This is a genomic window from Streptomyces boninensis (assembly GCF_048572725.1).
Taxonomy (GTDB): domain Bacteria; phylum Actinomycetota; class Actinomycetes; order Streptomycetales; family Streptomycetaceae; genus Streptomyces; species Streptomyces boninensis.
On the sequence record NZ_CP183837.1, the window covers coordinates 8,189,262 to 8,209,430 of the forward strand.

The window sequence follows — 20,169 nt, forward strand, 5'->3', positions numbered from 1 at the left end:
TCACTCGCGGGTCCGGGCGGCTTCTGTGCTGGGTGCGGGATGTGTCGCATCGCTGGTCGCGGTCAGGCTCGCCAGGAGGCGGAGGCTGTCCTCTGTCGGGCTGCCCGGGGGCGCGGAGAGGACCAGTAGCTCCATCCCGGAGGCGTCCGGGAGGGCGAAGTTCTCCTGGTGGAGTTCCAGGAGGCCGACCAGGGGGTGGTGGTAGGCCTTGCGGCCGTGGGTGCGGGCGCGGACGTCCGCGCGGGCCCATAGGCGGCGGAAGCGGTCGCTGCTTATCGACAGTTCGCCGATCAGGGAGGCCAGGCGCGGGTCGTCCTGGTATTTGCCTGCCGCCAGGCGCAGGTGGCCGACCACGTCCAGAGTGCAGGTCTCCCAGTCCGCGTACAGGCCGCGCTCGGTCTCCTCCAGGAAGATGTGGCGGGCGGTGTTCAGGCCGGGGAGCGGGCGGCCGTAGAGGAGGCCGGCCAGGCGGTTCCCGGCGAGCACGTCCAGGCGGTGGTCGACGATGAGCGCCGGTGCGTCGGGGACCAGGTCGAGGGTGCGCAGCAGCTCGGGGCGGACCCGGCCGCCCGGCGTCTTCGCGCGGCGGCGGGGCTGGCGGGCGAGGCGGTCGAGGTGCTCGCGCTCGGTCTCGTCCAGGCCGAGGACGCGGGCGAGGGCGTCCAGCACCGAGGCCGAGGGCTGGGTGGCGCGGCCCTGCTCCAGGCGTACGTAGTAGTCGACGCTGACGCCGGACAGGTGCGCCACCTCTTCGCGGCGCAGGCCCTCGACCCGGCGCCGGGTGTCGGTGGGGATGCCGACGGTGGCCGGGTCGACCCGGGAGCGCCGGGTCCGCAGGAAGCCCGCAAGATCGTCCATTCCTCCAGTATGCGCGCGCCCCGCGGCCGCGAGGGTGGCCCTGCGAATACCAGGAAGTCCGGTCCGACGGAAGCGGCGCCCCTGAACAGCGGGCGCCGCTTCCGCCACGATCGAAGGCATCCGATCCGAATGCCTTGTGAATCCGAAGGACTTCAGCATGAAGACGCTCATCGTCCACGCCCATCCCGAGCCGCAGTCCCTCAACGGCTCCCTGAAAGACCTCGCCGTCTCCACCCTTGCGTCCGCCGGACACGAGGTCCAGGTCAGCGACCTGTACGCCATGAACTGGAAGGCGGTGGCCGACGCCGACGACTACGGGCCCGCCGCCTCCAGCCCGCTCAAGGTCGCCCGCGACTCGGGCCGCGCCTTCGACGCCGGGACCCTCACCCCCGACGTCCGCGCCGAGCAGGAGAAGCTGCTGTGGGCGGACACGATCATCTTCCAGTTCCCGCTGTGGTGGTACTCGATGCCCGCCATCCTCAAGGGCTGGGTGGACCGCGTCTTCACCTACCACTTCGCGTACGGAGTCGGCGAGCACAGCGCCACCAAGTACGGCGAGCGCTTCGGCGAAGGCACGCTCACGGGCCGGCGGGCGCTGCTGTCGGTGACCGTCGGCGGCCCGGAGTCGCACTATGCCGAGCGCGGGATCAACGGGCCGATCGACGATCTCCTCTTCCCGATCCAGCACGGCGTCCTCTACTACCCGGGCATAGAGGTGCTGCCGCCCTTCGTGCTGCACGGCACCGACCGGATGTCCGCGGAGGAGTACCGGGACGCCGCCAAGGCCTGGGACCACCGCCTGCGCACCCTGGAGACGACCGAGCCGATCGCCTTCCGGCGGCAGAACTTCGGCGACTACGAGATCCCGTCGCTGCAGCTCAAGGAGGGTCTGGAGCCGGTGGGCCGGAAGGGATTCGGGCTCCACGTCCGCGGCTAGGGACGCCAATACTTAAGTGCCCACTTGACTTTCCCAGGCTGCCCGGTAAAGTTAAGTACATGCTTAAGCGTGATGCGGAAGCAGCCGACCGCGTGTTCCACGCGCTCGCGGACGCGAACCGGCGGGCGGTGGTCGAGCGCCTCACCCGGGGCCCGGCCACCGTGAGCGAGCTGGCGGCCCTGCTCGGGGTGACCGTCGCCGCGACAGTCCAGCATCTGCGGGTGCTGCAGGACAGCGAGCTGGTGCGGTCGGAGAAGGCCGGGCGGGTCCGTACCTGCCAGATCGATCCGGCCGGCCTGCGCCACGCCGAGGCATGGCTGCAGCGCCAGCGCACGGCGTGGGAGCACCGCCTGGACCGCCTCGGCGCGGTCCTCGACGAGAGCGACGATCAGCCGAAGGAGTCAGGATCATGACCAACCACTCGGTAAAACACAGTACGTTCACCCTGGAGCGGACCTACGCCGCCGCGCCCGCCGCGGTCTTCGCGGCCTGGTCCGACCGCGAAACGAAGGCGAAGTGGTTCGCCGCCCAGGACGCGCGCTACGCGCTGGACTTCCGCGTCGGCGGCACCGAGGCCGTGCACGGCGGCGACGGGGTCGACCTCGTCGCGCGGAGCGAGTACCGCGACATCGTCCCCGACGAGCGCATCGTGTACACCACGGCCCTGTTCGCCGACGACATCCTGTCGACCGTATCGCTGACCACCGTGCGCTTCGCCCCCGACGGCGACGGCACCCGCCTGGTGCTCACCGAACAGGGCACCTTCCTGGACGACCAGGAACAGCCCGAATGGCGCGAACAGGGCACCGGCGACTGGCTGGACGCCCTCGGCCGCCAGGTGACCCCCAGCTGACGTCCCTCCATCGACCGCCCGGTCGTCGACGCCGTCGCCGGTGTGACCGAGGGCGGCCCGCTCGCCTCCTAGCCCTTCACCGCCCCCGTCGTCAGCCCCTGCACAATGTGCCGGCTCGCGAAGGCGAAGAGCACCATCGTCGGGGCGATCGTCAGCACTGCCGCCGCCGACATCGAGCCCCAGTCGATGTTGAAGCTGGAGATGAAGCCGTTCAGGGCCGTCGGGATGGTCTTCGTGTCGTCGCTGTTCATCAGCGTCACCGACAGGAACAGCTCGTTCCAGCAGTTGACGAAGTTGAAGATGAAGGCGGCGATGATCCCGGGGCGCATCACCGGCAGCAGCACCCGGAAGAGTGTCGCGAAGCGGGAGAGGCCGTCGATCATGGCGGCCTCTTCAAGCGCGTCGGGGATGTTCTCGAAGAAGCCGCGGAGCATGACCGTACAGAAGGGGATGCAGACGGCCACGTAGACCAGGATCAGGCCGAAGCGGTTGTCGACCATCTGCAGGTCGGTCATGAGCAGGTAGAGCGGGCCGAGTGCGATGAAGGCCGGGATCATCTGGGTGACCAGCGCCGCCATCAGCAGCGCTGATTTCGTGCGGAATTCGAAGCGGGCCAGTACGTATCCCGACAGCATCGAGACCGCCGTCGCCACCGTGGCGGCCACCGTCGCGACGATGATGCTGTTCGTCAGGTACGTGCCGAAGTTCGCCTTGCCGAACAGGCCGCGGTAGTTCTCCAGCGAGAAGGTCTCCGGCCAGTACGAGATCGGGTACGTGAAGATGTCGCCCGGCGCCTTCAGCGAGGTGATGGCGATCCAGTACAGCGGGAAGATCGTGAAGAGCAGCCACAGGCTGAGGAAGGCGATCTTTACGGCGCGGCCCGGCCTGGTCTCCTTGCCGATCATCGCGGCTTCGCCTCCTTGCGCTCCCGCGTGGCCAGCAGGAAGAAGATCGCGAAGAGCAGCAGGCCGGCGACGATGAGGAGGCCGATGGCGGAGGCCCGGCCGTAGTCGCCCTGCTGGGTGATCTTGATCATCCAGGTGGACACGATGTGGGTCTCGTTGTTCGGCCCGCCCCCGGTCATGCCGAAGATCAGGTCGGGGAAGTTGAAGATCCAGATCACCCGGAGCAGCACGGTCAGCGCGAGGGTGGTCCTGATGTACGGGATGGTGATCTGGAACAGCGTCCTGGCCTTGCCCGCGCCGTCGAGCGCCGAGGCCTCGTACAGCTCGTCCGGGATGGACTGCAGCGCGGCCAGGATCATGATCGCGAAGAAGGTGACGCCGTACCAGGTGTTGGCGACGATCACCGCGAACATCGCGGTCTTCGGATCCGACAGCCACGCGACCGGCTCATCGATCAGACCCGCCTTCTGCAGCAGGTCGTTGACCACCCCGAACTCGCCGTTGAACAGCCACCGGAAGAGGATCCCGATCAGAAACCCGGAGATCGCCCACGGGAAGAAGATCAGCGCCTGATACACCCCGCGGAAGCGGAAGCGGCGGCGCAGCCACAGCGCGAGCGCGAAGCCGATCACCAGCTGCGGGACGATCGACGCGACCACCCATATCGCGGTGTTGGACAGCACCGTGCCCCACGCCGGGTCGGCGAAGACGTCGTGGAAGTTCTTCAGGCCCACCCAGGACGTGTCGGTCAGGTCCGCCAGCTTCCAGTTACGGAAGGCCATCTGGCTGCCCGCGACCATCGGGTAGTACGTGAAGATCGCCACGAAGATCGCGGCCGGGGCCATATAGGCGGCGATGACGAGGCCGCGGCGGGTGGTGAACTCGCGCTTGCAGCGGCCGGGGGCGCGGCCCGTAGCGGACCGGCCGCCGGGCGGCGCGGCCTTCACTCCTCGTGCGGGCGACGCGACCTTCACTTGTCCTGCTTCCACTTCTTGGTCCAGAAGGCGTCCCACTCGGCCAGCAGCTGCTTCGGCTTCATCTTGCCGAGCAGCACCTTCTGCACGTCGGCGTCGGCCTTCTGCTCCCACTCCGTCCACCAGGCGACGCTGCGCGGCTGGACGACGTTCTGGTACTTCTCCGGGTTCTTGGTCATCGTCACGTAGCTGGACCAGGGGCCGGACTTGTAGAAGGGGTCGGAGGCCGCGGCCTTCTGGATCGGGACCAGGCTGTTCTTCTTGGAGAAGGTCGTCGAGGCCTTGCCCTCGGACAGGAACTTCACCAGCTCGACGGACTCCTTCTTGTGCTTGCTGCCCTTCGCGATGCCCCATCCGGCGGTGGCCAGCGGCTGGACGGTCTTGCCGCTCGGCCCGGTCAGCAGCGGGGCGGTGTTCCACTGCTTCTCGGTGACCGCCTTCGACTCCCGTACGGTCGCGATCACCTCCGGGTCCTGGAGGAGGAACGCGGTGGAGCCGTTGGAGAAGCCCTCGACGACCTCCGGGTAGCCCCAGGAGACGGAGGACTTGGGGGAGGCCTTCTTGAAGAGGTCGAAGTACATGTCGACGGCGTCCTGGGCCTCGGGGGCCGAGAAGATGGTCTTGCCGTCCTTGAGCTGGTAGCCGTTCTCGGGGTCGATCTTGTCGGCGACGTACGCCGAGATGGCGGCGGTGACATTGCTGTTGCCGTTGGCGCCGCCGCGGAAGGCGTAGCCGTAGCGGCGCTTCGCCGGGTCGTGGATCTTCGTGGCCTGCTTCTGCAGGTCGGACCAGCTGGCCGGCGGCTTACTGAAGCCCGCCTCCTTGATGAGGTCGGTGCGGTAGAAGAGGCTCAGCCCGTAGAAGCCGTACGGGACGAAGTACGAGTGGCCCTTGATGAACTCGCCGGCGTTGACGGCGTTGTCCGTCATCGCCTTCCAGCCCTTCCAGCCCTTCAGGTCCTTCTTCATGTCGTAGAGCCAGCCATTGGTCGACCACGGGCCGACGGTGAGGTCGCGGACCTCGAGGACGTCCACGCCGCTGCCGGACTGCAGCATCTGCTGCATCTTCTGGTCGGCCTGCTCGGTGGGCGGCGAGATCAGGTTGACCTTGATCTTCGGATGCTGCTTCTCGAAGTCCGCTATGAGGTCCTTGAGGAGGTCCGTACGGGTCGGGTTGGTCAGGCTCTCGACCATGTTGAGCGTGACCGTCCCGCCGGATTCGCCGCTCATCGCGGAGCAGCCGGACAGGACCAGCGTGGCGGCGGTGCCGAGGGCCACGGCCGTGGTGCCATTGCGCACGAGCTTTGTCATGGGCTGACCTCTTCCTAGTCGTTGCGGGCGGCCTGGGCCCAGTCGCCGAGGACGGGGACGCAGGCCTCGGCGAAGTACTCGTAGTCGGCCGGGGTGTTGTAGACGTGGGCGGACAGGCGCAGGAAGCCCTCCCCGCCGAAGCTGGTGAACGCGGCCTCGACGCCCAGCTCGCTCGCGGCCCGGTCGCGCAGCTCGTCGGCGGCGATGCGGCCGTTCGCGAGGCCGTCCGGGAGCCGTACGAGACGCATCCCGGGCACCGGCATGCCGACGTCGACGGCCGTCGCGTCCTCGCCGGTCAGGCGGGAGACCGCGGCGCCGATGACCGCCGCGCCGTAGTCGGCGAGCTCGTCCATGTAGCGGCGGGCGGCGGGCCAGCCCCAGGTCTGCTCGATGAAGTCGAGGGCGACCGGGGCGGCGAGGTAGTTGGTGGCGTCGAGCGTGCCCTGCTGGTCGAAGCGGATGGGGTACGGCTCCGCGGCGCTCCACGAGTCGATGAGGGGGTGGAGCTGGTCGCGGAGCGGGCCGCGGGCGATGAGGGCCGCGGTGCCGCGGGGGGCGCAGCCCCATTTGTGCAGGTTGCCGACCCAGAAGTCGCAGTCCACGCCTTCGAGGGGGGCGTCGATGAGGCCGGGCGCGTGGGCGCCGTCGACCAGGAGCGGGATGCCGCGGCGGCGGGCCTCGGCGGCGATCCGGCCGACGGGGAGGCGGCGGGCGGTGGCGGAGGTGATGTGGTCGGCGACGATGAGCGCGGTGGCGTCGGTGAGCTCGGCGGCCACCGCCTCGTACGCCGCGTCCGCGTCCGCGGCGAGCGGCACGCGGGCCGTACGGACCCGGCCGCCCCAGCGGCGGGCGAGGCGCTCGGCGCCCATGGTCACGGCGCCGTAGCCGTGGTCGGTGACGATGATCTCGCCGCCCGGGTGGTGGGGGAGCGAGGTGTATACGGCGCTGACGCCGGCGCTGGCGTTCGGGACGAGGGCGAGGTCGTCGGGGGCGGTCCGCAGGAAGGCGGCGATCTCGGTTCTGGCGGCGGCGATCCGGCGCGGGAGCGCCGGGAACCACACCACCGGGGAGCGCTCCATCTCGGCGCGCAGGAGGCTCTGGCGCTCTTGGGCGGCTCGCGGGACGGCGCCGAAGGAGCCGTGATTCAGGTGCCGGATCGCGGGGTCGAGGGACCACGCGTCGGTCGCCGGGCGGTCGTCGGCGAGCCGCAGGGGACGCGGCGGTGCCGTGGTGACCTCGGTGTCGCTCACTGGACTCCAGATGTGCTTCGTGCGGGGTTCGGGCCCTGATTCGTATGATGACTCTGGATGACTCGGCATCCTGGCATGGCGGTTTCCGGCTCGGCAAGGGTAGAAATGTAAAAGTCATCAGATGACTCTGAGGTGAGATCGTGAGTCATCTATGGGAGGAGACCGATGTCCGCAGTAGACAAGGCGTTCCACGGCCTACGGCACATGATCGCCACGGGGCGCCTCGGCCCGGGGGAGCGGATCCCGCCGGAGAGCGACCTTTGCGAGGAACTGGGCGTCTCCCGCGGGCCGTTGCGCGAGGCCGTGCGGATGCTCGCGGCGCTGGGGGTGGTCGAGCCGCGGCATGGCTCCGGCACGTATGTCTGCCAGCTGCGGCCCGAGGACGTGATCCGCAGCCTGCTGCTGACCTTCGAACTGCTGCCGCTGCCCGGGCTGCTGGAGATCTACGAGATCCGGCGGGTGCTGGAGGCGCATGTGGCGGCGATGGCGGCGGCGCGGCGGAGCGAGGAGGAAGTGGCTGGTCTCTTCGCGCTCATCGAGGCGATGGAGGCCACCGCCGACCCCACCGAGTCGTCGGATCTCGATCATCGCTTTCATGCGGAGATCGCCCGTATCGGCGGCAATCCCACGCTGGCGTCGCTGCTGTCGGTCTTCCGGGCGCGGTCGCGGAAGTATCAGGTCTTTACGCTGCCGGAGGGGCCGGAGATGCGTCGTAAGAGCGATGCGGACCACCGGCTGATGGCCACGTCGATCGCTGAGCGTGATCCGGGGGCGGCGGCGGGTGCCGCGGAGGCGCATGTCGCGCAGACGGAGCGGTGGCTGCGGGCGTTCATGCCGCCGGTGGAGGAGGACGGCGTCACCAACCCGTGAGCAGGAGGTGATTGAGCGCCAGGGCGATGCCCGCTTGGACGGCCAGCCAGCGGCGGTGGTCCTGGCGGGGGAGCAGGGCTGCGGCGGGGAGCAGCCAGAGGGTGAAGGGGAGCCAGATGCGCTCGGTCTCGGCTTTGCTGAGGCCTGAGAGCGTGGCGGCCAGGAGCGCGGCGAGCCCGGCGAGCGCCAGCCAGGCGAGGGCGCGGCAGTGGTCAGGAGTCGCGCGCCGCGTCGTGGCGGCGAAGGCGCGGCGGAGGCCGGCGGCTGCGGCGGGGCCCGCGACGGCCGCGGCGCAGGCGAGGTTGGCCCAGACCCAGTAGGAGTACGGGCGGATGCGGGCGACTCCCTGGTAGTAGCGCTCGTGGAGGGTGCGGTAGCCCTCGTACCAGTCGAAGCCGGAGGCGGTGAAGGCGATCGCGACGGCGGCGATGCCGAGGAGGACCCAGGGGAGTGGGCGGAGGGTGCGGGTGAGGCAGAGGACGGTGAGGGCGGGGATGGCCATGAGGGTCAGGCCGTAGGAGAGGTAGAGGGACCAGCCGAGGAGGAGGCCGGCGGCGAGGGCGGTCAGGGGCGTGCGTCCGGCGCTGGTTGCCGCCACCGCGACAAGCGCGATGCCCCACGCCGCCACCGCCGCGAAGTAGCCGTCTGCCGAGACGCCCGCCCAGATCGCCCACGGCGCCAGGACCAGAAAGGGCGCGGCGGTACGGGCCGTGTCCTCCCCGGTCAGCGCGCGGAGCGTGACGAGCACCGCGACCGCCGCCGAGCCCGCGACGGTGATGACGAACGCCGCGCCCCAGGCGCCGCCGCCCAGGCCGAGACGGTGCAGCGCCATGAAGGTCATGCCGGCGGCCGGGGGATGGCCGGCGAGGTGGGCGGGCCAGTTGTCGGGGGAGTCGAGGAGGATGTGGTCCGTGTACGTGCGCAGCGCGTGGCTCAGGTCGGCGAGCCGGGCGATGACGTCCGGCTGGACGTACTCGTGCTTGGTCGTCAGCCGGTCCGCGACGCCGCGGTGCCAGCCGTCGATGAGTGCGAGCGACCACAGCCAGGCCGTCGACGCCAGCCAGGTCGCGGCGAGCAGCGCCCGCCAGGGCAGGGCGCGGGTGACGGTCGGCCCGTACGACACGACCGCCACCGCGATCGCTGCCGCGGCGAGGCTGCCGGGGCCGGTGTGCGGCAGCCAGTCGGCGTAGAGCGGCGGCCAGTCGACCTTCGGGGTGTCGTACGCCCGGGCCAGCCAGTGGCCGATGCCCGCGGCGACGGCGAAGAGGGCGGCGGCGAGGGTGGCGGTGAGCACGTCGAGGGTGCGGCCGCGCCGGTTGTCGATCACGCCGTCACGCTAGGCGGGCGGGGGATGGCGGCGGGGCGATGGCGCCGCACCGTAAGACTTTTGTCAGGGTTTGCCGCGCCCTGGCGGCGCTCTCCGCGCCTAACGTCGAAGTCATGTCACGAGCCCTCAACCGCGGCCTGGAAGCGGCGGCTTCACCCTTTCGCCCAGGATTCTGGCGCAGCCCCCTGCGCGGCCCCCGGCTGACCGCGATCCTCAGCACCGCGCTGCTCATCGGCCTGCCGCTGGTCCTGCTGACCGGCCTGCTGTCGTACGCGGCGTACAACCCCGATCTCGGCGGCAATGACCGCACGCCGGAACGCGGTTGGCTCGGCTTCTATCTCTTCGCGTGGCCGACCGACCCGCACTGGCTCTACCGCCTCAACCAGGGCGTACACGTCACCCTCGGCATCGCCCTGGTGCCGGTGCTGCTGGCCAAGCTCTGGTCGGTCTTCCCGCTGCTCTTCGCGTGGCCGCCGGCCCGTTCGGTGACGAAGGCGGTGGAGCGGATCTCGCTGCTGTTGCTGGTCGGCAGCGTGCTCTTCGAATGCGTGACGGGACTGCTCAACACGCAGCTCGACTACCTCTTCCCCGGCTCCTTCTACACCCTGCACTTCTACGGCGCCTGGGTCTTCTTCGCGGCTCTGATCGTGCACATCGGCACCCGGCTCGGCAAGCTGCGGCGGGGCCTGTGCGACGAGGGCGGGGAGGAGCTGCGGGCGCCGGACCCGGACCCGCCGACCCTGTCGAGGCGCGGGGCGATCGGCCTGGTGGGTGCCGGTTCCGCGCTGCTGACGGCGGTGACGGTGGGGCAGTCCTTCGGCGGCCCGCTGCGCCGCACGGCGCTGCTGGCTCCGCGCGGGGGCCCGTATCCGGACGACGGGCCGAACGGCTTTCCGGTGAATCGGACGGTGGCGAGCGCGGGGATCGGTGCTGCTGAGTTGGGGGATGGCTGGCGGCTGACGGTGCGGGGGCCGGAGCGTTCGATGGTCCTGTCCCGGGCCGATCTGCTGGCGCTGGCGCAGCACAGCGCGCGGCTGCCGATCGCGTGTGTGGAGGGCTGGTCCACGGGCGACTTGCACTGGAGTGGCGTACGCCTGGCCGACTTGGCGGCGCTTGTCGATGCGGATCCCGGGCGGGGCGTTTTTGTGGAGTCGGCGCAACTGCGGGGGGCCTTCCGGGCGGTGTCGCTGCGCGGGAATCAGGTGCGGGACGGGCGCTCGCTGCTGGCGCTGCGGGTGGGGGGCGCGGACCTGTCGCCGGATCATGGGTATCCGGCGCGGGTGGTGATTCCGGCGGCGCCCGGGGTGCACAACACCAAGTGGGTGACGCGGTTGTCCTTCGAGCGCGAGGGGAGGCAGTCGTGAGCCGGCGTCGTCTGAGGCCCGTATTGCTCAGTGCCTCCTTGGTCTCCTTCGCCGTCACGCTTTACGCGGGCGTGCGGCTGCTCGCGGACGATCCGCTCGGGGTGACGCTGTGGCTGCTGGGTGCGGCGGTGCTGCATGACGCGGTGCTGCTTCCCGGGTACGTGCTCGCCGACCGGGCGGTGCTGCGGGCGCTCGGCGCTCGGCGGCGGTGGCTGGTGAATTACGTGCGGGTGCCCGCAGTGCTGTCGGGGTTGCTGCTGGTGGTGTACGCGCCGCTGATCCTGGGGTCGTCGGCGGAGCGGTATGAGCTCGCCACGGGGGCTCCGCCGGAGGGTTTTGCCGTGCGGTGGCTGCTGATCAGCCTTGCGCTGTTCGCGGCATCCGCTGGGTGGCTGGGGGTGCGGCTATGGTCCGGGGATGCCAGTCGAGCAGTACGCCTACTTCGCGCTCCGAAGCGAGCGCACCAGCGCCCGCGAGATGACCGCTTTCCTGGGAATGGAACCTGACGAGACGACCGTACGCGGCAGCCGCATCGCCCAACCGGCGCTCCCGGTCTGCCATTGCTGGAAGATCGTCTGCCGGCAGCCCGTGCTGCGGGTCGATGAACAGATCACCCAGGTCATCGAGCGCCTCGATCCACACATAGCCCGCGTCACCGAGCTCGTACAACAGCTGACCGGTGAGCCCGAGGCCGGGCATGCCGCGGTGCTGCAAGTCGTTCGTTACTTCAGCCCAGTCGAAGGCCCGGACAACCTCGCCGCCGAAGCACCGAACCTCTTCGGCTGGGACCTCGACCGAAAGGCCCTGGCCTTTCTCACCGCCACCGGCGCGGTCCTCGACGTCGATGAATACGATCTGAGTACGGACGCGGAAGCCGGCGGCCAGAGCCGGCCATAGCGGGGAGGGGCCGGCGCGGCTACGCGCCCTCGGCGGTTGAGCGGCGTGCCGCCACGAAGCTGCGGCCCGCCGCCTGCCACTCCTCGCTCACTCTCCAGCCGGCCCCGGCGGCCCGCCGGCGCAGGGCCGCTGACCCGACTCGCGCCCACGGGAAGGACGGTGCCGAGGCAGCCGTCCCTCGGCCGTCGTCGACGTGTACGTGTACGCGCTCGTCCACGTCCTCCGCGGCGACTTCGATGAGTAGGAGTGCGGTGGGGCGGAGGAGTTGGGCGATGCGGGTGAGTAGGGCGTGCGGGTCGCCGCCGATGCCGATGTTGCCGTCCATCAGCAGGGCGGTGCCCCAGCGGCCCGCGCCGGGCAGCGGGTCGAAGACCGAGCGGCGCAGCGCGGAGGCGCCGCGGGCGCCGGCGTGCCGTACCGCCTCGGTGCTGAGGTCGATGCCCAGCGCGGGGTGGCCATCGGCGGCCAGCGCCGCGACCAGGCGGCCGGGGCCGCAGCCGATGTCGAGGACCGGCCCTGTGCAGCGCTCCAGCACCGTACGGTCGGCGGCGTCGGGCCCGGCACACCACCGCTCGACGTCGAGCGGCAGCAGCCAGCCGTCCGCCCGGCGCAGGAAGAGCGGGCCGCGCCCGGCGCGCAGCGCCCTGCCGTAAGGGCCGGGGCTGGTCCAGGCGAGGTCCGCTGCCGCGGCGGCCGGGGTCACGAAGGCCGCCCTGCGCGGACGGGGGCCGGGGGTCGCCCCGCGGGACCGGCTGCCGCCGGCTGGGGCTGCGGCGCTTCAGCCGGCTGGGGGGTCGGGTGGTCGGGAGGGCTGGGGGCTGCGGCAGGGACCGCCTCGCCCGGCGGGCGCAGTCGTGTCGCCTCGCGGCGGAACGATGCGTCCGGTGCGCACAGCGGTGCCACTTCGGCGACATCCGCGGGGGTGTCCACGTCTCGTAGCGGCGGCAGGTCCGCCACTCGCAAACCGGCCGCTGTCAGCCGGGCTCGCTGCGCCGCGCCGGTGTGTGCCGTGGACATCGGCACTCCGCGCACCAGGTCGCCGTCCGGCCGCGCCATGCCCAGGGCCCAGAAGCCGCCGTCGGCCGCCGGGCCGTAGTACGCGTCGGTGTGCCGCCAGGCGTCCGCGCGCAGCGCCGGGGCCAGCGACGCCCGCGTCAGCTGCGGAGTGTCCATGCCGACGAGCAGCGCGGGGCCGTCGCCCGTACACGTGTCGAAGGCCGCGGCCAGCCGCTCGTCGAGGCCGCCGGCGCACTGCGGCCAGACCTCGAAGCCGCGCGGCAGCCACGGGCCGGGGCGGCCGTCCAGCACCAGCACCCGCCGCGCGGCGGGCAGCGCCCGCACCGTACGCAGGGTGTCCGCCAGCGCGGCGGCGGCAAGCCGCGCGGCCTGCTCCGGCGAGTACGCGCTCTGCAGCCGCGTCTTGACCCGCCCCGCGACCGGCTCCTTCGCCACGACCAGCAGCGTCAGGCCTCCCGTCGCGCCGCCCGCGCCCTCCACGCCCCCGCTCACCGCCGCCCCTCCGTAACCGCCGTCGCCGGCCGCGCCCCCGGCTCGGCCCGCAGCACCCCGCTCATATCCCGCACCGCCTGCCACGTCCCCCGCCACGTGCCCGTCACCTTGGACTTGCCGGTCCGTGGCAGGTACGGCACATCCACCTCCGCGATCCGCCAGCCGGCCGCCGCCGCCCGTACGACCGTCTCCAGCGGATAGCCGCTGCGGCGGTCCGCCACCGCGAGCGCGCTCAGCTCCGCCCGGCGGGCCGCGCGCATCGGGCCGAGGTCGTGCAGGCGTACGCCGGTGCGCCGCCGCAGCATGCGGGCCAAGGCCGCGTTGCCGGCGCGGGCGTGCAGCGGCCAGGCGCCGCGGGCCTGGGGGCGACGGCGGCCCAGGACCAGGTCGGAGGCGCCGGTCGTGACCGGGTCCGCCACCAGCGGCAGGTCCCGGGGATCCAGCGACGCGTCGCAGTCGCAGAAGCACACCACCTCCGCCTCAGCCGCCGCCAGGCCCGCCGCACAGGCGGCGCCGAAGCCGCGGCGCGGCTCGGTGACGACGGTGGCCCCGAGCGCCGCGGCGAGCTCCGCCGAGCCGTCCGTGGAGCCGTTGTCGACCACGATCGGGCGCCAGCCGGGCGGGATCCGTTCCAGCACCCAGGGCAGGGCCTCGGCTTCGTCGAGACAGGGGAGTACGACATCGACATCGGTCATGCCAACCCACCCTACGAGCGCAAAACGGGCATTTGGGATCCAAGGTCCTTACGAAACGGGGACGTCGAGGCATCCGCCCGCCGCGGCCGCCCCATCCGCGCAGCCGCGTGCAAACCTGGGCTCATGCAGCCTGACCAGCCCACCACCGGCGCCCGCAGCCGCGTGCTCGTCGTCGACGACGACCCCACCGTCGCCGAGGTCGTCGCCGGCTACCTCGACCGCGCCGGCCACGCCGTCACCCGCGCCGCCGACGGCCCCGCCGCGCTCGCCCGCGCCGCCGAGGCGTGGCCGGACCTCGTCGTACTCGACCTGATGCTGCCCGGCATGGACGGCCTCCAGGTCTGCCGCGCGCTGCGCGAACGCGGTCCCGTCCCGGTCATCATGCTCACCGCGCGCGGCGACGAGGAGGATCGCATCGTCGGGCTGGAGCTGGGCGCGGACGACTACGTCACCAAGCCGTTCAGCCCGCGGGAGCTGGTGCTGCGCGTCGAGTCCGTGCTGCGCCGCACGGGCGGTGGTGGTGGCGGCGGTGGCGGTACGGCCGGCTCCGGCGGGCTGCTGCACGCCGCCGGGCTCAGCCTCGATCCCGCCGGGCGGCGCGCCTCCAAGGGCGGTACGGAGCTGGCGCTCACCCTCCGCGAGTTCGATCTGCTCGCGCACTTCCTGCGGCACCCGGGGCGGGTGTTCAGCCGCGAGGAGCTGATGCGCGAGGTGTGGGACTGGGATTTCGGTGACCTGTCGACCGTCACCGTCCACGTCAGGCGGCTGCGAGGCAAGGTCGAGGACGACGCCGGTGCGCCGAAGCTGATCACGACGGTGTGGGGCGTCGGTTATCGCTTCGACGCCCCGGGCGCGGACGGCCCCGCGGACGCCACCGGCGCGGAAGGCCCCTCCCATGCGTGACCTCCTCCTCATCGCCGTCTTCGCCGTCGCCGGCGCCGCCGTCGCGGGGCTGTTCGGCGCCCTCGGCCTGCGGCTGCTGCGGCACCGCTCGCTCTCCGTGTCGGTCTCCGTCGTCGCCGTGGTCCCGGTGGCGGCGATGCTGCTGGGTACCCTGCCCGTCGCGTACGCGATGCTCATCAACTCGCACGACCTGCAAGTGGTCCTGCTGGTCTGCATCACGGCCGCGGCCGTCTCCCTCGCCACCGCGCTGCTCCTCGGCCGCTGGGTGGCCGCCCGCAGCCGCGAACTGGCCCTCGCCGCCCGCGACTTCGGCGACGGCGGCGACTTCGTGCCACCCGCCGGCGAGGCCACCGCCGAGCTCGCCGCGCTCAGCCGCGAGCTCGCCGCCACCTCCGCCCGGCTCGCCGACTCCCGCGAACGCGAGCGCGCCCTGGAGACCTCCCGCCGCGAGCTCGTCGCCTGGATCTCGCACGACCTCCGCACCCCGCTCGCCGGCCTGCGCGCCATGGCCGAGTCCCTCGAGGACGGCATGGCCCCCGACCCGCCCCGCTACTACCGGCAGATCCGCACCGAGACCGAGCGCCTCGACGCCATGGTCGGCGACCTCTTCGAGCTCTCCCGTATCCACGCGGGCGCGCTCTCGCTCTCCCCGGCCCGGATGTCGCTGTACGACCTCGTCGGCGACGCCCTCGCGGGCGCGCACCCGCTGGCGCGGGAGTGCGGCGTGCGGCTGGTGGGGGAGGAGGTCGCGGCGGTGCCGGTGGAGGTGGACGGGAAGGAGATGACCCGGGTGCTGGGAAATCTGCTGGTCAACGCCATTCGTCGGACGCCCGCCGATGGCACGGTGGCGCTGGCCACCGAAGTGCGGGGGGAGCGTGGGGAGGTGGTGCTGTCGGTGACCGATCAGTGCGGGGGTATTCCGGAGGAGGACCTGCCCCGCGTCTTCGATACGGGCTGGCGCGGCACCGACGCCCGCACCCCGCCGGCGGGGGCCGGACTCGGGCTGGCGATCGTCCGCGGCATCGTGGAGGCGCACGAGGGGCGGACGCTGGTCCGTAACGTCGCGGACGGCTGCCGCTTCGAGGTCATCCTGCCGGTGCCGTAAACCCTTCGTGGGCGGCCACCAGCCCCGCCTCGCCCGCGAACTCCGCGACCCCCGCCGGGAACGGCACCCGCGGCACCCACCCCATCTCCTCCCGCAACCGCCGCGAATCCGCCGTCACATGGCGTACGTCCCCCAGCCGCCACTCCCCGGTGACCACCGGCTCCGGCCCGCCGCACGCCGCCGCGAGCTCCGCCGCCAGCTCGCCCACCGTCCGCACCTCGCCGCTCCCGGCGTTGTACGCCACGAAGCCCGGCGCCGCCGCCTCCAGCGCCCGCACATTGGCCGCCGCGATGTCCCGGACATGCACGAAGTCGCGCCGCTGCGTCCCGTCCTCGAACACCCGCGGCGCCTCCCCGCGCGCCAGCGCCGACCGGAAGTACGACGCCACTCCGGCGTACGGGGTGTCCCGCGGCATGCCGGGCCCGTACACATTGTGATAGCGCAGCGACACCGCCGCCCCGTCGCACTCCCGCGCCCACACCGCCGCCAGCTGCTCCTGCGCCAGCTTCGTCACCGCGTACACGCTCCGCGGGTCCACCGGCGCGTCCTCGCCCACCAGGCCCGGCGCGAGGGGCGTTCCGCACCCGGCGACGGGGCACACCGGATCGAAACGTCCCGCGGTCAGGTCGCCGGGCCGCCGCGGCCCCGGCCGCACCACCGAGTGCCGGGGACACTCGTACCGTCCCTCCCCGTACACGACCATGGACCCGGCGAGCACCAGCCGCCGCACCCCCGCCGCCGCCATGGCCGCGAGCAGCACGGCCGTCCCAAGGTCATTCCGGCCCACGTACTCGGGTGTATCCGCGAAGTCCTTGCCGAGCCCGACCATGGCGGCCTGATGGCATACGGCGTCGACGCCCCGCAGCGCCGCGTCGACGGCCGCCCGGTCGCGGACATCCCCGCGCCGTCCCACGCCACCCTCGGCCCTGGTGTCGAGCACCACCGCCTCATGCCCGGCCGCCCCCAGCGCGGCGACGATGTGCGAGCCGATGAATCCGGATCCTCCGGTGACAAGTACGCGCATGCCGGTGAGCGTACGAGCGGTGCGGCCCCCGGGTCCGTGCCGGCGCCCCGCCGTCATGATTCGGTAAGGGGTATCCGATCAGAAGGGAGCCGGCCGTGCGCGCACGGGAGCTGGCCCAGATGTATCCGAGCGTCCGCGTCGACGACGAGGCGCTCGCCGCGGCGCGGCTGATGGCCGAGCAGAAGCTGCCGGGGCTGCTCGTGGTCGACAGCGGCGGCGAACCCGCGGCGATCCTGCCCGCCTCGCAGCTCATCCGGGTGCTGGTGCCCGGATACGTACTGGAGGATCCGACGCTCGCCGCGGTGATCGATGAGGCGCACGCCGACCGGGTGTGTGCGGCGCTCGCCGGGCGCTCGGTCGGCGACTGCCTGCGGCCCGATGCGGGGCCGCCGCCGGTGGCCGCGCCCGACGACACGGCCGTGGAGGTGGCCGCGCTGATGGCGTCGGTGCGCAGTCCGCTGGTGGCGGTGGTCGACCGGGACGGCGAGGAGCCGCGGCTGCTCGGGGTCATCACCGCGGTCCACCTGCTCGACCGACTCCTCGGGGCGCAGTGAACGACTGGCACGCGTGGGCCGCGCTCGCCGTCTTCGCCGGCACGTACACGCTGATCATCAGCGAGAAGATCCACCGGGTGGCGGCCGCCCTCGGCGGCGCCGGGCTGATGCTGGCGATCGGGGCCACGGACGACAAGTCGGCCTTCTACGACGAGCGTTCCGGCATCGACTGGAACGTCATCTTCCTGCTCATGGGCATGATGATGATCGTCGGGGTGCTGCGGCAGACCGGCATGTTCGAGTACCTGGCGATCTGGGCCGTCAAGCGGGCGCGGGCGCGGCCCTTCCGGGTGATGGTGATGCTGATCGTCATCACCGCGTCGGCGTCGGCGCTGCTGGACAACGTCACCACCGTGCTGCTCATCGCCCCGGTGACGCTGCTGGTGTGCGAGCGCCTCGGGCTGCCCGCCGCCCCGTTCCTGATCGCCGAGGTGCTGGCGTCGAACATCGGCGGCGCCGCCACCCTGGTCGGCGACCCGCCGAACATCATCATCGCCAGCCGCGCCGGCCTCTCCTTCAACGCCTTCCTCGTCCACCTCGCCCCGCTGTGCGTGGTCCTGGTGGCGGTGCTGATCGCGCTGTGCCGGGTGATGTTCCGTAAGACCTTCGCCTACGACGCGGACCGGGCCGACGAGGTCATGGCGCTGGAGGAGCGCGAGGCCATCCGCGACCCGCGGCTCCTCACCCAGGGGCTTGTCGTGCTCGCCCTGGTGGTGGCGGGCTTCGTGCTGCACCCGGTGCTGCATTACGAGCCGTCCGTCGTCGCGCTGCTGGGTGCGGGCGTCCTCGTGGCCATCTCGGCCGCGGAGACGGGCGATGTGCTGAAGGAGGTCGAGTGGCCGACGCTCGCCTTCTTCGCCGGTCTCTTCATCATGATCGGCGGGCTGATCGAGACCGGCGTCATCGGCGAGGTGTCCGGTGCGCTGGCCGATGCCGTCGGGGACAACGAGCTCGGCGGCACGATGCTGCTGCTGGGCGGGTCCGCGGTGCTGTCGGGGGTCGTCGACAACATCCCGTACGTGGCCACGATGGCGCCCATCACGGCCGATCTGGTGGCGAACGTGGGCGGCGGCAGCGACCACGTCATGTGGTGGGCGCTGGCGCTGGGCGCCGACCTCGGCGGCAATGCCACGGCGATCGGCGCCAGCGCCAATGTCGTGGTCCTGGGCATCGCGGAACGCAATCGCCAGCCGATCTCGTTCTGGCAGTTCACCCGGTACGGGCTGGTCGTCACCGCGGTCACCGTCGCCGTCTCCGCGCTGTATCTCTGGCTGCGGTACTTCGCGCTGGGGTGACCGCAGCAGGGGTCCCGGATCCGGCGTGAGTGGTGTAGACCTTCGGTTGACGATCAGGCTCGCGACTGGAGGTCCGCATGGCTGCTCAATCTCCGTTGTCCCGCCGATGGTTCCTGGGTGCCGCAGGGGTGCTCGGGGCCGGTGCCGCAGTTGGGGTGCCTGGTGCCGCGTTCGCCGCGGATGCGTCCGCTGGTGTCGTGCCCATCCGGTGGGGGAAGTTGGGCTCGTATCAGGGCTCCGACGCCGCCGGGAAGCGGGTGACCGCGGTGCTCGCCGGGAGCTCCCGCTACCTCATCGGGCCCTGGTATGCCGGGATGTACACGCGGTACCTGCCCGACGGCTACATAGATCTCAAGGGCACCGACGAGCGCGCCATCCGGCTGCCCGCCATGGCCGCCGTCGCCGCGGCGACCGCGCTGGCCACGGGCACGTACGACCCGCGGACGCTCTCCGCCGCCAACGCCACCATCAGGACCCGCAACCTCATCCGCACGCTCGCCGCCCGCCACCGGGTCAACAACCCCGACAGCGCCACACGCTGGGGAAACACCTGGCAGAGCGCCCTGTGGGCGTACTACGCCGCGCTCGCCGGCTGGCTGCTCTGGGACGAGCTCGACGCCGCCGACCGCGAGCATCTGGCCGCGATGCTGGTGTGGGAGGCCGACCGGCTGACCACTGGCAACGATGTCCACCTCATCGGCACCAGCGGCGAGCAGCTGTACATGACCCGCCGTGACGGCACCGTCGTCACCCCCGGCGACAGCAAGGCCGAGGAGGACAACTGGAGCGCGGCCGCGCTGTCGCTGGCCGCGGTGATGCTGCCGGGGCACCCGAACGCCGCCCGCTGGAGGCGCCGCAACATCGAGCTTCTGCTCGCCGCCGCGGCCTGCCCGGCGGACCTCACCGGCGACCTGACCATCAACGGCATCCACCTGCCGACCTGGCTGCAGGGCACGAACATCGCCGACGACGGCACCCTGGAGAACCACGCCCGGCTGCACCCGCTGTACATGGTCGCGTTCGACCAGAGCCTCTACCAGGGCTTCGTCTTCGGCCTGGCGGGCCGGGCCGCGCCGCGGGCCGCGCTGCACAACATCAACCGGACGTACGGCGCGCTGGTCGACCTGCCGTTCCCGCTGCCCGAAGGCGGCACCAGCCCGATCTACCGCGCGAACTCGGCGGAGATCTACTACCCCGAGGGCAACGACTGGGGCACCCACTTCCCCTTCTACTTCGGCAACTTCGACCTCCTGGTCAGCCTCACGGGCCAGGACGCCGGCATCGACCCGGCAGCGGCGAAGTGGGAGCGGCTGCACAACGAGGACCAGCTGCGGCTCATGTCCCGCTTCACGGACGGCCGCACGTACGGCGAGAACGGGGAGAACACGTACTACGGCCGCGAGCATCGGATCGGGGCGATGGCGGGTCAGGCGTATCTCACGCTGTTCCTGGCCCGTAACTCGACGGGGAACCGGCTGCGCTGGCGGTGAGGCCCTCATCGCCCTGAATAATCCGAAGCGTTTATTGCGAAGTTGTTGC

The 20,169-nt window shown here is 71.8% G+C and carries 22 protein-coding genes; 12 read left to right on the top strand and 10 right to left on the bottom strand.

Annotated elements, in window-relative coordinates; translation table 11 throughout:
• Positions 1-858, bottom strand: a complete 858-nt coding sequence (locus tag ACNNMR_RS36930) for a helix-turn-helix transcriptional regulator (RefSeq protein WP_419999066.1) — start codon at positions 856-858, stop codon at positions 1-3.
• Positions 859-1,015: 157 nt separating this feature from the next.
• Between ACNNMR_RS36930 and ACNNMR_RS36935 the strand changes: the two genes are divergently transcribed.
• From ACNNMR_RS36935 to ACNNMR_RS36945, 3 genes are read left to right on the top strand one after another with little or no spacing between them, the layout of a single operon-like run.
• Positions 1,016-1,795 (top strand): NAD(P)H-dependent oxidoreductase, encoded by a 780-nt coding sequence (locus ACNNMR_RS36935; RefSeq protein WP_419999067.1) that lies wholly within the window; start codon positions 1,016-1,018, stop codon positions 1,793-1,795.
• Between the two features lie 59 nt (positions 1,796-1,854).
• Positions 1,855-2,208 (top strand): ArsR/SmtB family transcription factor, encoded by a 354-nt coding sequence (locus tag ACNNMR_RS36940; RefSeq protein WP_419999068.1) that lies wholly within the window; start codon positions 1,855-1,857, stop codon positions 2,206-2,208.
• On the top strand, positions 2,205-2,648 hold the full coding sequence (locus ACNNMR_RS36945) for an SRPBCC domain-containing protein (RefSeq protein ID WP_419999069.1): 444 nt from the start codon (positions 2,205-2,207) through the stop codon (positions 2,646-2,648). Before ACNNMR_RS36940 ends, ACNNMR_RS36945 begins: the two co-directional genes overlap by 4 nt.
• A gap of 68 nt (positions 2,649-2,716) precedes the next feature.
• On the opposite strand, the gene ACNNMR_RS36950 is transcribed toward ACNNMR_RS36945, so the two are convergent.
• The 4 genes from ACNNMR_RS36950 to ACNNMR_RS36965 are packed head-to-tail and all read right to left on the bottom strand — an operon-like array spanning position 2,717 to position 7,087.
• Positions 2,717-3,553, bottom strand: coding sequence for a carbohydrate ABC transporter permease (locus ACNNMR_RS36950; protein WP_419999070.1), 837 nt, complete (start codon positions 3,551-3,553; stop codon positions 2,717-2,719).
• On the bottom strand, positions 3,550-4,527 hold the full coding sequence (locus ACNNMR_RS36955; RefSeq protein WP_419999071.1) for a carbohydrate ABC transporter permease: 978 nt from the start codon (positions 4,525-4,527) through the stop codon (positions 3,550-3,552). Before ACNNMR_RS36955 ends, ACNNMR_RS36950 begins: the two co-directional genes overlap by 4 nt.
• Positions 4,524-5,837: an ABC transporter substrate-binding protein gene (locus ACNNMR_RS36960; RefSeq protein WP_419999072.1), complete on the bottom strand. Its 1,314-nt coding sequence runs from the start codon at positions 5,835-5,837 to the stop codon at positions 4,524-4,526. Before ACNNMR_RS36960 ends, ACNNMR_RS36955 begins: the two co-directional genes overlap by 4 nt.
• A gap of 14 nt (positions 5,838-5,851) precedes the next feature.
• Positions 5,852-7,087 (bottom strand): aminotransferase class V-fold PLP-dependent enzyme, encoded by a 1,236-nt coding sequence (locus ACNNMR_RS36965; protein ID WP_419999073.1) that lies wholly within the window; start codon positions 7,085-7,087, stop codon positions 5,852-5,854.
• A gap of 165 nt (positions 7,088-7,252) precedes the next feature.
• Between ACNNMR_RS36965 and ACNNMR_RS36970 the strand changes: the two genes are divergently transcribed.
• Positions 7,253-7,957, top strand: a complete 705-nt coding sequence (locus ACNNMR_RS36970) for a FadR/GntR family transcriptional regulator (protein WP_419999074.1) — start codon at positions 7,253-7,255, stop codon at positions 7,955-7,957.
• On the opposite strand, the gene ACNNMR_RS36975 is transcribed toward ACNNMR_RS36970, so the two are convergent.
• Positions 7,944-9,284, bottom strand: a complete 1,341-nt coding sequence (locus ACNNMR_RS36975; RefSeq protein ID WP_419999075.1) for a hypothetical protein — start codon at positions 9,282-9,284, stop codon at positions 7,944-7,946. The genes ACNNMR_RS36970 and ACNNMR_RS36975 overlap by 14 nt on opposite strands.
• A gap of 113 nt (positions 9,285-9,397) precedes the next feature.
• Between ACNNMR_RS36975 and ACNNMR_RS36980 the strand changes: the two genes are divergently transcribed.
• The 3 genes from ACNNMR_RS36980 to ACNNMR_RS36990 are packed head-to-tail and all read left to right on the top strand — an operon-like array spanning position 9,398 to position 11,545.
• On the top strand, positions 9,398-10,648 hold the full coding sequence (locus ACNNMR_RS36980) for a molybdopterin-dependent oxidoreductase (RefSeq protein WP_419999076.1): 1,251 nt from the start codon (positions 9,398-9,400) through the stop codon (positions 10,646-10,648).
• Positions 10,649-10,686: 38 nt separating this feature from the next.
• Positions 10,687-11,154, top strand: coding sequence for a hypothetical protein (locus tag ACNNMR_RS36985; RefSeq protein ID WP_419999077.1), 468 nt, complete (start codon positions 10,687-10,689; stop codon positions 11,152-11,154).
• Positions 11,066-11,545 (top strand): DUF4279 domain-containing protein, encoded by a 480-nt coding sequence (locus ACNNMR_RS36990; RefSeq protein WP_419999078.1) that lies wholly within the window; start codon positions 11,066-11,068, stop codon positions 11,543-11,545. The genes ACNNMR_RS36985 and ACNNMR_RS36990 overlap by 89 nt, the downstream gene beginning before the upstream one ends.
• Positions 11,546-11,564: 19 nt before the next feature.
• Here the strand turns inward: ACNNMR_RS36990 and ACNNMR_RS36995 are convergent, their stop codons facing one another.
• Genes ACNNMR_RS36995 through ACNNMR_RS37005 form a run of 3 tightly spaced genes read right to left on the bottom strand, consistent with a single transcriptional unit; the run spans position 11,565 to position 13,749 of the window.
• Positions 11,565-12,248 carry a class I SAM-dependent methyltransferase gene (locus ACNNMR_RS36995; RefSeq protein WP_419999079.1) on the bottom strand — a complete coding sequence of 228 codons (684 nt, stop codon included), beginning with the start codon at positions 12,246-12,248 and terminating at the stop codon, positions 11,565-11,567.
• On the bottom strand, positions 12,245-13,042 hold the full coding sequence (locus tag ACNNMR_RS37000; RefSeq protein ID WP_420000612.1) for a TIGR04282 family arsenosugar biosynthesis glycosyltransferase: 798 nt from the start codon (positions 13,040-13,042) through the stop codon (positions 12,245-12,247). Before ACNNMR_RS37000 ends, ACNNMR_RS36995 begins: the two co-directional genes overlap by 4 nt.
• 8 nt (positions 13,043-13,050) lie before the next feature.
• On the bottom strand, positions 13,051-13,749 hold the full coding sequence (locus ACNNMR_RS37005) for a glycosyltransferase family 2 protein (RefSeq protein WP_419999080.1): 699 nt from the start codon (positions 13,747-13,749) through the stop codon (positions 13,051-13,053).
• Between the two features lie 123 nt (positions 13,750-13,872).
• On the opposite strand from ACNNMR_RS37005, the gene ACNNMR_RS37010 reads away from it, so the two are divergent.
• Positions 13,873-14,652, top strand: a complete 780-nt coding sequence (locus ACNNMR_RS37010) for a response regulator transcription factor (protein ID WP_419999081.1) — start codon at positions 13,873-13,875, stop codon at positions 14,650-14,652.
• Complete coding sequence (locus ACNNMR_RS37015) at positions 14,645-15,757, top strand: sensor histidine kinase (protein WP_419999082.1); 1,113 nt, start codon at positions 14,645-14,647, stop codon at positions 15,755-15,757. Before ACNNMR_RS37010 ends, ACNNMR_RS37015 begins: the two co-directional genes overlap by 8 nt.
• Here the strand turns inward: ACNNMR_RS37015 and ACNNMR_RS37020 are convergent.
• Entirely contained in the window at positions 15,738-16,781 is a 1,044-nt protein-coding gene (locus ACNNMR_RS37020; RefSeq protein ID WP_419999083.1) for an NAD-dependent epimerase/dehydratase family protein, read from the bottom strand. The genes ACNNMR_RS37015 and ACNNMR_RS37020 overlap by 20 nt on opposite strands.
• A 95-nt stretch (positions 16,782-16,876) precedes the next feature.
• Between ACNNMR_RS37020 and ACNNMR_RS37025 the strand changes: the two genes are divergently transcribed.
• The 3 genes from ACNNMR_RS37025 (at position 16,877) to ACNNMR_RS37035 (ending at position 20,120) form a co-directional block, all read left to right on the top strand.
• Positions 16,877-17,335 (top strand): CBS domain-containing protein, encoded by a 459-nt coding sequence (locus ACNNMR_RS37025; protein ID WP_419999084.1) that lies wholly within the window; start codon positions 16,877-16,879, stop codon positions 17,333-17,335.
• A complete protein-coding gene (locus ACNNMR_RS37030) occupies positions 17,332-18,630 on the top strand; it encodes an SLC13 family permease (RefSeq protein ID WP_419999085.1) in 1,299 nt (432 codons plus the stop codon). The genes ACNNMR_RS37025 and ACNNMR_RS37030 overlap by 4 nt, the downstream gene beginning before the upstream one ends.
• Before the next feature lie 197 nt (positions 18,631-18,827).
• Entirely contained in the window at positions 18,828-20,120 is a 1,293-nt protein-coding gene (locus ACNNMR_RS37035; protein WP_419999086.1) for a hypothetical protein, read from the top strand.
• Positions 20,121-20,169: the final 49 nt, after the last annotated feature.